The sequence below is a fragment of the Saprospiraceae bacterium genome (genome assembly GCA_016714025.1).
Taxonomy (GTDB): domain Bacteria; phylum Bacteroidota; class Bacteroidia; order Chitinophagales; family Saprospiraceae; genus Vicinibacter.
Genome location: JADJOB010000001.1, coordinates 633797 through 645737, shown reverse-complemented (window position 1 = coordinate 645737; position 11941 = coordinate 633797). Strand labels below are relative to the sequence as shown.

9 protein-coding genes are annotated in these 11941 nt (G+C 37.1%); 3 read left to right on the top strand and 6 right to left on the bottom strand.

Going from position 1 to position 11941, the window contains the following annotated elements:
• Positions 1-21 precede the first annotated feature (21 nt).
• Positions 22-1401 carry a DNA repair protein RadA gene (gene radA / locus IPJ80_02390; protein MBK7912329.1) on the bottom strand — a complete coding sequence of 460 codons (1380 nt, stop codon included), beginning with the start codon at positions 1399-1401 and terminating at the stop codon, positions 22-24.
• Positions 1402-1743: 342 nt separating this feature from the next.
• On the opposite strand from radA, the gene scpB reads away from it, so the two are divergent.
• The gene (gene scpB / locus IPJ80_02385; protein ID MBK7912328.1) at positions 1744-2373 is read left to right on the top strand and encodes an SMC-Scp complex subunit ScpB; all 630 of its coding nucleotides are present in this window, start codon (positions 1744-1746) and stop codon (positions 2371-2373) included.
• On the top strand, positions 2366-2881 hold the full coding sequence (locus IPJ80_02380) for a DUF2480 family protein (GenBank protein ID MBK7912327.1): 516 nt from the start codon (positions 2366-2368) through the stop codon (positions 2879-2881). The genes scpB and IPJ80_02380 overlap by 8 nt, the downstream gene beginning before the upstream one ends.
• A 173-nt stretch (positions 2882-3054) precedes the next feature.
• On the opposite strand, the gene IPJ80_02375 is transcribed toward IPJ80_02380, so the two are convergent.
• Positions 3055-3945, bottom strand: a complete 891-nt coding sequence (locus IPJ80_02375; protein MBK7912326.1) for a TraB/GumN family protein — start codon at positions 3943-3945, stop codon at positions 3055-3057.
• Positions 3946-3996: 51 nt separating this feature from the next.
• A complete protein-coding gene (gene rlmB / locus IPJ80_02370) occupies positions 3997-4752 on the bottom strand; it encodes a 23S rRNA (guanosine(2251)-2'-O)-methyltransferase RlmB (protein ID MBK7912325.1) in 756 nt (251 codons plus the stop codon).
• Between the two features lie 52 nt (positions 4753-4804).
• Here rlmB and IPJ80_02365 point away from each other — a divergent pair, with 52 nt between their 5' ends.
• Positions 4805-8368, top strand: coding sequence for a T9SS-dependent M36 family metallopeptidase (locus IPJ80_02365; GenBank protein MBK7912324.1), 3564 nt, complete (start codon positions 4805-4807; stop codon positions 8366-8368).
• A 505-nt stretch (positions 8369-8873) separates the two neighbouring features.
• On the opposite strand, the gene IPJ80_02360 is transcribed toward IPJ80_02365, so the two are convergent.
• From IPJ80_02360 to IPJ80_02350, 3 genes are all read right to left on the bottom strand, one after another.
• Positions 8874-9311 (bottom strand): phosphoheptose isomerase, encoded by a 438-nt coding sequence (locus IPJ80_02360; GenBank protein MBK7912323.1) that lies wholly within the window; start codon positions 9309-9311, stop codon positions 8874-8876.
• A gap of 17 nt (positions 9312-9328) precedes the next feature.
• Positions 9329-10720 (bottom strand): hypothetical protein, encoded by a 1392-nt coding sequence (locus tag IPJ80_02355; GenBank protein ID MBK7912322.1) that lies wholly within the window; start codon positions 10718-10720, stop codon positions 9329-9331.
• A gap of 122 nt (positions 10721-10842) precedes the next feature.
• On the bottom strand, positions 10843-11847 hold the full coding sequence (locus IPJ80_02350) for an aspartate-semialdehyde dehydrogenase (GenBank protein MBK7912321.1): 1005 nt from the start codon (positions 11845-11847) through the stop codon (positions 10843-10845).
• Positions 11848-11941 lie beyond the last annotated feature (94 nt).

The window sequence follows — 11941 nt, the reverse complement described above, 5'->3', positions numbered from 1 at the left end:
TAAGCAAATGAAACTGTAATACTACTTTGAAAATACCTTTTCATACAGCTCATTCAAGGTTGCCAAGGGGACTATTTTGATTTTATATTTTTCGGGATCCCAACCTTTTAAATTATATTTTGAAATGCAAATGGCTTTAAAACCAAGTCGCATTGCTTCTTGCACTCGTTGTTCAATTTTAGAAACCGCCCGGATTTCACCGGATAATCCAATTTCACCCGCAAAACAAATTTGTCGGTGCAATGCATTGTCTTCGAGGGAGGAAATAAGCGCGGCTACCACAGCAAGATCCAATGCAGGATCATTGATTCGAATTCCTCCGGCCAAATTTAAAAAGACATCCTGCTGTCCGAAGAAAAAACCACAACGCTTTTCCAAGACCGCTAACAATAAGGACATTCTTTTTGAATCAAAGCCGTTAGCAACACGCTGCGGTGTAGAATATACAGCCGAGCCAACCAATGCCTGAGCTTCTATTAAAAGGGGGCGCTGTCCTTCCATGGTAGCTGCAATTGCAGAACCACTTAATTTTTCTTCATGCTGTGATAGAAGCAATTCGGATGGATTGGTAATCGGACGCATTCCGGTTGATTGCATTTCATATAAACTCATTTCGTCTGTAGAACCAAATCTATTTTTTAAGGTTCGCAGCATACGGTAAGCATACAATCGGTCCCCTTCAAATTGAAGTACCGTATCAACCATATGTTCCAGTAATTTAGGTCCAGCGATGTCTCCTTCCTTATTGATGTGTCCAATTAAAAAGACCGGTATGCCGTGTTCTTTGGCAAATCGAATGATTTGATGACTGCATTCCCGAATTTGTGATATGCTTCCAGGTGCTGATTCCAATTCATCGGTTATCAATGTTTGAACTGAATCGATCACAATTAATCCGGGTTTCAGTCTGGCAGCTTCTGCAAGAATGAAAAGAATTCTGGACTCAGCATATAAATAGCAATTCTTTTGTCCTTTTTGAAGTCTTTCAGCACGCAGTTTAATTTGTTGTTCGCTTTCTTCGCCGGAAACATAGAGTACCTTGTCAACCACCGCTGACAAGGCCATTTGCAAGAGAAGGGTCGATTTACCAATGCCAGGCTGTCCGGCCAATAAAGTAACAGATCCTCTAACCAAACCACCCCCTAAGGCACGGTCTAACTCAGGGTCTCCAGTTCGGATTCGGTCCACATGCTCAATTTGAACATCTTCAAGGATTGATGATTGGGGCTTAGAGGATCCCGTTGCAAGATCCTTCCAGGCATTTTTTGTTGAGGGTTCATCTCGAGCGATGACCTCTTCTACATAGCTGTTCCATTCATTGCAGGAGGTGCATCTTCCCATCCATTTTGGACTGCTGGCCCCACAATTAGAACAGATGTAGATCGTTTTTAATTTGCTCATTTTTGTGTTATTGAAGACAAGATAATGATTCCAATGTGATGCGTAAATGAGATTTATTGAATGCCGGGATGAAATCACATAAATTTAATATTAATTTAAAACATAATATGTAATTAAATAAAATACATTGATATAAATATATATTAATAAATTAATGTGATTAAATTTAGCTTTTTGGAAAAATAAATTTATTAAATAAAGTAAACAACCATCAACTATTGATATGAATTTTTGATTTTATCTATTCCTTTTACGACCAACTTTTAATCAATTTACTTGTTATTCCTTTCCTATTGGTTAGTTAGCATTAGTAGCTGCCAAATATTCGCCTAATTTTGCATTATGAATTCAAATCCATACCTGCCGGCCGTTGAGAGTTTGCTATTTGTTTCACCTCAGCCCATTACCAAAGCGGATCTAAAATATTGTATTGAAAACAGCCTTTCAGTAAGTTTGGATCCTGAAATTATTGAACAAGCCATTGATCAAATTACCAATCGCTATTTGAGCGATGATTTTGGAATCGAATTGAAAGAAATTGCTGGTGGGTATCAGTTTTTATCAAAACCTGCACATTTTCAAGTGGTCGCTGAGCATATTAAAATGACCAATCGGAAAAAATTGTCAAAAGCAGCTATGGAATCTTTGGCAATTGTTGCCTACAAACAACCAATTTCCAAATCTGAAATTGAGCAGATTCGCGGTGTAAATTCGGATCATTCTGTGCAAAAATTGATGGAAAAAGAACTAATCGAAATTGTTGGCAGATCAGAAGGTCCAGGAAAGCCGTTCTTATTAGGAACCTCCCAACGGTTTATGGAATATTTTGGATTAAAAAGTCTTACAGATTTACCAAAATTAAAAGATTTTACCCTGACCGATCAAGAAATAGGTGAACCAGCACCCATTGAAGAACTCAGTACCGTGGATTTGTCAGCACTTTCAACGAGTTCCGAATCCAGTCATGAATAACAATAATTTGTTAGTAAATCGGGTAAACCAAAGTAGTTTAATTACACTTAAACTGGAAGACTTTTATCCTGAGTCTGAAATTTTTGAATTTGATTTAAAAGACTATCTTTTTCATGGATTAATCCTTAAAGAATTAGACTTTAGAAAAGCCTTGAAAGAGCACAACTGGGAAGCTTATAAAAATGGATATCTAACTGTTTTTTGTTCGACGGATGCCATCATTCCAACCTGGGCCTATATGTTAGTTGCCAGTCATGCTGGAGGATTTGCAAGAGATGTTGTTTTTGGTACCAAATCTGAATTTTTACGCAACTATTTTCATCAAAAAATTAAGCAAATAAATCCTGAAGAATACCGGGATGCAAAATTAGTTATCAAAGGATGCAGTGAAAAAGAAGTACCAGCTTCTGCTTATTTAGATATTACCCAACATTTAAAAAACGTCGCTTCCAGCATCATGTTTGGAGAAGCTTGTTCTACAGTCCCGGTTTATAAAAGAAAAACATAATAATAATTTTCCAAAGCTACAATACTGCAATTTTCCAATCAAGATAATGCTTTCTAAATCCTCAATTCATCTCGCGGGTAAGCGAGATATCCACTACGCTCCCATATTTCTTAATTAATAATCCGTTATTCGTAATTCGTAATTGATAATTCGTAATTGATTATCCGTAATTTTCAATTAACCCGCTCCACCCTATATCCTGCTTTTCTCAATAAATGAATTACGCCTCGTTCACCTGCCAAATGTCCCGCACCAACTGCAAAAAAGCAAGATGCCTTTTGCATTTCTGTTTCCATTTTAGGAATCCAGTTTAAATTTCTTTTATAAAGTAATAGATCCAAATGATCTGACAAAGGCTCATCTTCTTTAGTAATGGTTTCACCCAAGGCTTCTAAATTTTGAGATTTGTATTTTTGATACATTTCTTGCATGACCTGCTCATCAGCTTGTGCAGATTTAAAAGAAGCCATTAACATTTTTGCCTGAACTCCATATGGAATATTATCAAAGATGGAAATTTGAAAATCTAAACTTTCCAATCCATCTGTTTCGATATGATACTTTTTTGCAAGTTCTGCCAATTCAAATTCATAAGATTTTAAACTCCCATCCTGCAAACCAAAAGGATTTCCCTGACTGCCTACTAAAACACTTAAAAACATGGGTTTCAATCGTTCGAAAAAATTTAATGGGATACCCAGGTTATTAAAAAATGTATCAAGTTGTTTATATTCTTCCGGACTAATTAAATCAACGAGGCTGGTATCGTTTTGCATAAATAATTTATCGCCTACACTCATTAAATTACCCATATCATTCATGCCATCGATATCAACTTCCATAAATACTTTTTGAGTCTCTTGTAAACTTTTTTCAAGATTTTTAGGTAGAAAGAATTCTGTTGCAGGAATTAAATGGATTGTCCCAAATAAATAAGAAGCTTTCTTCAATTCCTTTCCTTCAATTTTCCAAAGCAAACCGTTTTCAAGAGGCTTATAAACATCTTGCGCTTGAATTGCCTGAAGACCAAGAAAAAGCGAAAGAACATGAAATAGGTGTTTCATAAACTAAATTGGGTTCTAAAGAATTATAAACACATTAATTTGGATTCCGGTTCATTTTCTTTCATTGAGTTCATTTTGGTTTTGTAACATCCATTCATAAAAAAATATTCCTGCAGCTACACTCACATTGAGCGAAGCGATACTTCCTATCTGTGGGATTTTAGCCAATTCATCGGCTTCATTCAATACCTCCCGGCTGACTCCCGTGCCTTCTGAACCGAGTACAATGGCAATAGACTTATTTAAATCGAGATCCCTTATGTTTTTTTCAGCTTTTTCTGAAGCACATAGAATACTTAGTCCCATTTTTTTAAATTGTTTTATTGAATGGACTAAATTTTTCTCCCGACATACCGGCAAACTCAACAGAGCACCCGAAGATGCTTTAATGGATTCTGAATTTACAGGAGCACTGTCTTTTTGGGGGATGACGATTCCATGTAAACCAAATATTTCAGCAGACCTCGCTATTGCTCCAAAATTTCTAACATCTGTAATTCCATCACAAACACAAAGTGCTGGATTTTTTCCATGAAATAAAATATTGTCAACAAGGTTTTGGCTTTGGTAAAAGGGGATTGCAGAATTAAGTCCAATGACCCCTTGATGGTTGCTACGACTCAATCGATCCAGTTTTTGCTTGGCAACTTTTAGAATCGGCACCTTGTGTTGATGTGCAAGCTTTAAAAGCTCTTTCATATCCTCTTTATCAAGGGTTTCAGAAATAAAAATTTTCTGAATCCGTATTTCAGCAGCAAAAGCTTCTCTTAAAGCGTTCTTTCCTAATATTAAATCTTTCTTGTCCATTACACCAATAAAATTATTATTAATTTCGCAAATTCAAATTATTTCCACATTTATGAAAATCAAACTATTTAATTTATTAGTAATCAATGCTTTATGTTTTTCTGTAGCACTTAAAGCGCAGGTCCAGTCCAAATTAGACCTTGCATTAAGAGCTATAGAACAAAATGCCAGTGTCTGGGGACTGAATCCGGACGATATTTCTGATTTAGCCGTTTCAGATATGTATACCTCAGATCATAATGGTTTGACGCATATCTATTTGATTCAACGATATCAGGGAATTGAAATCCATAATGCGATCACATCTGTACACATTGCCCCAAATGGTAAAATTTATGACAGCCCTTCCCGGTTTGTTGATCAGCTCAAGGCAAAAGTAAACACTACGAAGGCACGACTTACACCTATTGATGCATTAAGTGCTGCTGTTCTCCAATTGGACATTCCGAATGCCCTGATCCCATCCAATGTTTCAAGGACCAAAGATGGTAAGATGGAGATTATGAAAACCAACTTTACCAATATTAATATTCCAGTGAAGCAAGTGTATTGTTTGGATCAAAATGGGGCCTTAAGACTTTCCTGGGATTTAACAATGGATTTAACAAGTGGCAGTGATTATTGGTCAGTACGGGTTGATGCCCAAACTGGTAAAATTATTGACAAGCAAAATCTTTCAATCAAATGTAATTTTGATCATCCAGGTCACAGCAAATGTGTAGATCATCAAAAAGCTTTCAATCCGGCACCCGTACCGGTAAAAGAAGCATTGGCCATCATGCATCAACCAAGTCCGGCTGCTCCAAACACATACAATGTAGTGAGTTTGCCATCCGAGAGCCCAAAACATGGCAACCGCCAATTAGTCGTCAATCCTGCGAATGCAACGGCATCTCCATTTGGTTGGCATGACACAAATGGTGCAAATGGTGCAGAATATCAAATTACAAGAGGAAACAACGTACATGCTTATTTGGATCGAAACGGTGACAATGCTTCTGATGGAGGCGAACCAAATGGTGGGACAGACTTAATTTTTGATTTTCCATTTGACCCAAATTCAGAGCCTGGAGTTTATACTAAAGCTGCTACTGTTAATTTGTTTTATCTGAATAATATGATGCACGACAATCTGTACGGTTTTGGATTTAATGAAGCAGCTGGGAATTTTCAAACTAACAATTATAGTAAAGGAGGAGCTGCAAATGACCATGTACTTGCAGAAGCTCAGGATGGCAGCGGTACGGATAATGCAAATTTTGCAACTCCCGCAGATGGAGGAAACCCAAGAATGCAAATGTTTTTATGGTTGTCATCTGGTGTGGAAACTTATATTTCAAAACCAGATTCGTTAATTGGTGCCTTTGAATCACGCCGTGCAAGTGGTTGGGGTGGTGCACCTCCTCCGACGAGAGAGGCAGAAGTGGTCATAGCAAATGATCATTCACCAAATCCAACCCTGGCTTGTTCCAAAGGCCTGCGGAAAAGTGAAATCCAAGGTAAAATTGTATTAATAGACCGGGGAACCTGTGAATTTGGTGTAAAAGCATTAAATGCCCAGGACTCTGGAGCGGTTGCAGTTATCATATGTAATTTTGAAGATGCATTTATCACCATGGGTGCGGGAGCTGTTGGAAATCGCGTTACAATTCCAGCATACTTTACTACAAAAACTATTTGCAATCGTCTCAAACTTCAAGTTAAAAATGGTGGCTTGAGAGTTGAAATCAGAGAACCAGGTGCAACCGCTGGACCAGACAGTTTGGATGGTGATTTTGACAATGGAATTATTGCGCATGAATTTGGTCATGGAGTATCCAATCGTTTGACAGGGGGACCTGCGCGAGCAAACTGTCTTAATAATGCTGAGCAAATGGGAGAAGGTTGGAGTGACTTTATGACTTTAATTATGACTGCAAAACCAGGAGATGTCGGTACAAATCCACGGGGTATTGGCACGTATGCATTAAACCAGGCAACCAATGGACTGGGAATTCGCCGCAGGCCATATTCTACAGATTTTAGTTATAATGAATTTACCTATAAAAATATTGACGCAGAAGTCCATAATCTAGGTGAAATTTGGACAACCGTACTATGGGATATGTATTGGGCACTGGCAAATAAATATGGTTACGATCCGGATTTTAAAAACAAAACGGCGGGAAATAACATAGCCATTCAATTGGTAATGGATGGTATGAAATTGCAACCTTGCCTGCCCGGGTTTATTGATGGTAGGAATGCAATACTTAAAGCCGATACCATAAATAATGCTGCAGCAAATGCCTGTCTTATTTGGGAAGTATTTGCACGCCGTGGATTTGGATTTTTTAGCAAGCAAGGCTCTAGTAATTCAGTCGGTGATGAAACAGAAGATTATTTACCTGCATTAATTTGTATCAATAAATTGTTAGTAAATAAAAGAGCAGGCTACTATAAAGATGCAACTACGTTTATAAAAAATGATGTCGTAAAACCAGGTGACCAATACAGTTATACTATAGAAATTAATAACTATAAACCAGGTGTTGCAAATAATGTAGTCGTAACTGATAATTTACCCGCTGGCTGTACCTATGTGGCAGGTTCTGGAAATCCAGCTCCTGTTGTAAATGGCAACCAATTGGTTTGGACATATAGTCAATTAAAATCACTGGAATCAAAAACAATTACTTATAAAGTAAAATCAGATCCTGCTATCATGTCTACAACGCTTTGGTATGATGATATTGAAGCAGGTGAAGATAATTGGGATATAGATATATCAAAAGGAACACAACTATGGTATCGTGACGAAGGTTATGGTGTCAATCAATCGTTTGCCTGGATTGCAGAAGAAAAGGAAGGCGTTTCCAATGATTATTTTCTTTTTACTAAAAATCAATTGCAACTGAGTGGAGCAGATCCTTCTTTGTATTTCTATCATTTTTTCAATACTGAAAAAGCATTTGACGGAGGTATGATTGAAGTATCTACGGATGGTTTTTTCTGGTTACCAGTTAAACCGGAACAATTTAGTTTGAATGGCTATACGGGTTTGATTAATTATGAAACGTTCGTCATTCCAAATTCATCTGCGTTTTCTGGACAAAGCACAGATTTTATTCCAACTGTATTGAGTCTTAAGGATTACGGTACTAATAAAGTTCAAATTAGATTTCGATTTGGAAATGACAGCTTAAATGTAAGTCCAAATACGAATACCATTTTAGGTTGGGTTATTGATAATGTAGAATTCATTTATCCTAAGTTTTACAATGCCGAAGTTTGTGTAACAACCAATGAAGGCGATTTGGTCTGTACCTCTGCTCCGGGCAAAGGGACATTGGCTGATTCTGATAAAATTATTGGTACCAATTCAGAGAAAACCAAAAGCAACTTCAAGGTCTATCCAAATCCTGCCAACAATTATTTTCTTTTCAGACAGGATGCTGAAAAGTCAATTCATACCTTAATCATCCGATCCGTAAATGGTCAAGAACTTAAGCGGGTTTCTTTACCAGCAGATCTAAGTTTTGTTAAAATCAATACAGAAGATTTGCCAAAAGGTATCGTAATCCTAGAAGGAATTGGCAAGGGGAACCATTCATACTCAAAAGTTGTTATTAAATAATATAAATTAATTAAACGTTAAAAAAGAGCAAAAGCCAGCCTGAAGGTTGGCTTTTGTTTTTATATGCTTTAACTTCTTCTTATTGGGGTTCATCAAAGTATAAAAGTTCTAGAGTCAAAAAAGCTCTACATTCAAATAACCCTCCTCCCCAACAGTCCCAAAATCAGTATTCAGTAATTAGTAGTCAGTAGTCAAAAAATTCAAAAATGCTCAACATTCAAATAACCCTCCTCCCCAACAGTCCTTCAGCCCCAAAATCAGTATTCAGTAATTAGTAGTCAGTAGTCAAAAAATTCAAAAATGCTCAACATTCAAATAACCCTCCTACCCAACTGTCCTCCAGCCCCAAAATCAGTATACAGTAATTAGTAGTCAGTAGTCAAAAATTGTAAAATGCTCAACATTCAATTAACCCTCCTACCCAACTGTCCTCCAGCCCTTCAGTCCTTCAGTCCTTCAGCCCAACAGCCCAACAGTCCAACAGTCCAACAGTCCACTTCCTCAGCTATTTCTCAAAAACCTGAACCTTGGTGGTAACCTCCACAAATTCTTTTGTAAATTTTCCTTCATAGCGTGTGGCTCGTACAATGTGATTGTCAATCCAGTGATAATTGCCACCACGAGGTTTGTTTAATAAGAGGAAATGATATTTAAATCCCCATTTTTGAAGCCAGTTTTCTGTAATCAATTTATGGACATCAGTTCTGGAAGTAAAAAAAGTGATGATATGCCCTTCTTCATACCATTGATTAATTACTTTAATCGCATCCGGATAAGGCTCCACAGTAACCATTCGTTCCGGTTCTTCATTGGGAATGTCGTCACATATAGTGCCGTCAATATCCACCAAAAAATTCTTTACATGTTCCGGTAATAGGGGAGAAGCCTTTTTACCTTCCTGATCAAAATGCTGTTGTAATTTTAATTCTTTCTTAGTATTCATAAAGGGAGTTCGCAAATTTATTCTTCCTCCGGTTTGCCGACTGGTTCGGATTGTGTAATATTTAAATCCGGTTGAGCTTCTGAAACTGGATCCGTAGGTAAATTTGGTTCATCCACAGAAATCACTTCATTGGATTCGTCACTATCAACAATTTTTTCAGTTGATTTACTTTCTGATTTTTGTTTTCTTGGTTTTTTAGCAATTTTAATTTCTTCTGCTGCTTTCTCCAATTTTTCTTGCAATTCTGCGGGAACATGTTCTTGTGCCTGGTGAATTGAATCAGAAATCTTTGCTTTAATTTTTTCTTTTTCTTCTTCTACTTTTTCTTTACGTTCTGTGCGTTTCTTTTGTTTGTCATCCCGCTTTTTAACCTTTTCAATGATGAGCTCTAATTTTTCTTTTGTTGCAAGAAGTTCTTTTAGTTTCTCTTCTTTGGACTTCATTCGTTCCTCAATCATTTTGATTTTAGCCACACGAATTTGAGCTTCTAATTGTCCGCTGGTAGTAGCAATCCTTCTGTTTTCAAAATCTATATTTTTCTTTTCGAAATTTATGGATTGTTCAAATTTTTGAATGGCAACCAACAAACCTTCATATCTGCGGATCAGGCGGTCTGCTCCTGAGCCTTGTTGATCATTTCCAGATTCTCTTTTTTCTCTTTTTTCACGGATGCTTCTAAAGGATTCATTTAATTTTGAAGAAATAGATTCGCGATGGTCTTTGTGTATGGATTGCGTTTTTAGATCAGACTGAATTTTAACTAATTGATCAAACAAGGGTTTTAATAACGATCCACTTTCAATTTTCTTTTCAATTTCAGAAAGTGAGTTCATGATCTGATCATAAACTTCCTTAGATTTTTGCTTAAATTCAGATGCTAAACTTTGTTTTAACTTTTTTAGTTCCTCAAAAAGTGCATTGGATTTTTCCCTTAAGGAATCCGCATGGTCCCGTGAAATATTTTTTTCAAAAATATGTTGTTGAATGTTGGACCAGGTTTGTTTAAGCTCTTCCCATAGAGCCTGATTAAACGATTCTAATCGTTTTATCTTATCATGCAGGTCTTCTAATTCTGTTTTATAATTTTTATAAAGCTTGTTAGACAAGACAATAAAATGCCATTCGATTTGGGCGCGCTGAATCACATCCGATTTCTCAACTTTTAGATCTTCTGGCAATATGCCATCCGCCATGGTTAATTCTGTAATCCGATGCTCTGCGCTGGTAGGCATATCCAAATCCATTCCTTCGCGCCATTGGCTCATCAGCTTGTTGTAAAACTCCTCAGGGATATCCGCTTCAGGAATACTCCAGATTTCAACTTTGTTTGCATCCGCATTTAATGAAATGGCCATCAAGACCCTTTCTTCTTTGACATTAACTCCCCAAACCACTAATCTGGTTCTCATGTTCTAGTATTTAATTATTTAAATCTGTTTTCCTCTCAAACAGAGGCATTTGTAAAATGATGATTTCCTATCTATAACGTTTAAAATGTACAAAAATCAATCCAAATATCATTATTTATAAATTAATTCCTGCCGACCAATTTTTGATCAATGAGATAAGCCGCTATTTGAACGGCATTGGTAGCTGCTCCTTTACGCAAGTTGTCCGCAGTCACCCATATATTTAGCGTGTTAGCCTGCGATTCATCCCGGCGGATTCGACCTACTAATACTTCATTTCTGTTTTTTGCTTGCAAGGGTGTGGGATACTCAAAATTTTCTGGATTATCCATTAAAACGATTCCAGGGGTAGAAGCCAATATATTTGATACAGCAGCTAGTTCAAATTCTTTTTTTAATTGAATATTGATGGATTCAGAATGTCCCCCGTTTACTGGAACGCGCACTGCAGTTGCCGTAATCCGAATCGCTGGATCTCTTAATATTTTACGCGTCTCATGGACCATTTTCATTTCTTCTTTTGTATACGCGTTGTCTAAAAAAGTGTCGCATTGAGGAATGCAATTTTCGAAAATGGGATGGTGATAGGCTCTCGGTTCTTCAACCTGTTTTCCATCTCGCTCCGATTCATATTGGCGTACCGCTTTCATGCCAGTACCGGTAAAAGATTGATAGGTAGAAATTACAAGCCGATCCAAACCATATTTTAAATGAAGTGGATTTAATGCCATCACCATTTGAATGGTTGAGCAATTTGGATTTGCAATAATTTTAGTGCCTGCATGGATCGTGTCAGCATTAATTTCCGGAACTACCAAGGGACATGATGGATCCATCCGCCAGGCCGAAGAATTGTCAATTACATAACAACCGGATTGCGCAAATCTCGGTGCCCATTCCAAAGAGGTGGAACCTCCTGCTGAGAAAATTGCAATGTCAGGTTTTGATGCAACTGCATCCTCCATAGAAATGACTGTGTGATCCTTTCCATTCCAGGAAATGATTTTACCCACAGAACGCTCAGAAGCAACAAAACTTATTTTATCATAGGGAAGTTTGATTTCATTCAATAAATCCAAAACTACTTGTCCTACTAATCCTGTAACGCCAACTACTGCTAAATGCATACGCAAATTTTCACAAAGTTACATGTTAGCTTTTGAGATTGGCCTTTCTTGAGCTTATTAATAATTTTTTAGGATTTGGTAACTGTAAAAAACT

Bases quoted from the DNA above. Each gene is read 5' to 3' on its own strand.
- IPJ80_02355 (MBK7912322.1), bottom strand. From the start codon at position 10,720: ATGAGAACCAGATTAGTGGTTTGGGGAGTTAATGTCAAAGAAGAAAGG.
- IPJ80_02375 (MBK7912326.1), bottom strand. From the start codon at position 3,945: ATGAAACACCTATTTCATGTTCTTTCGCTTTTTCTTGGTCTTCAGGCA.
- rlmB (MBK7912325.1), bottom strand. From the start codon at position 4,752: ATGGACAAGAAAGATTTAATATTAGGAAAGAACGCTTTAAGAGAAGCT.
- IPJ80_02350 (MBK7912321.1), bottom strand. From the start codon at position 11,847: ATGCATTTAGCAGTAGTTGGCGTTACAGGATTAGTAGGACAAGTAGTT.
- IPJ80_02360 (MBK7912323.1), bottom strand. From the start codon at position 9,311: ATGAATACTAAGAAAGAATTAAAATTACAACAGCATTTTGATCAGGAA.
- scpB (MBK7912328.1), top strand. From the start codon at position 1,744: ATGAATTCAAATCCATACCTGCCGGCCGTTGAGAGTTTGCTATTTGTT.
- IPJ80_02380 (MBK7912327.1), top strand. From the start codon at position 2,366: ATGAATAACAATAATTTGTTAGTAAATCGGGTAAACCAAAGTAGTTTA.
- IPJ80_02365 (MBK7912324.1), top strand. From the start codon at position 4,805: ATGAAAATCAAACTATTTAATTTATTAGTAATCAATGCTTTATGTTTT.
- radA (MBK7912329.1), bottom strand. From the start codon at position 1,401: ATGAGCAAATTAAAAACGATCTACATCTGTTCTAATTGTGGGGCCAGC.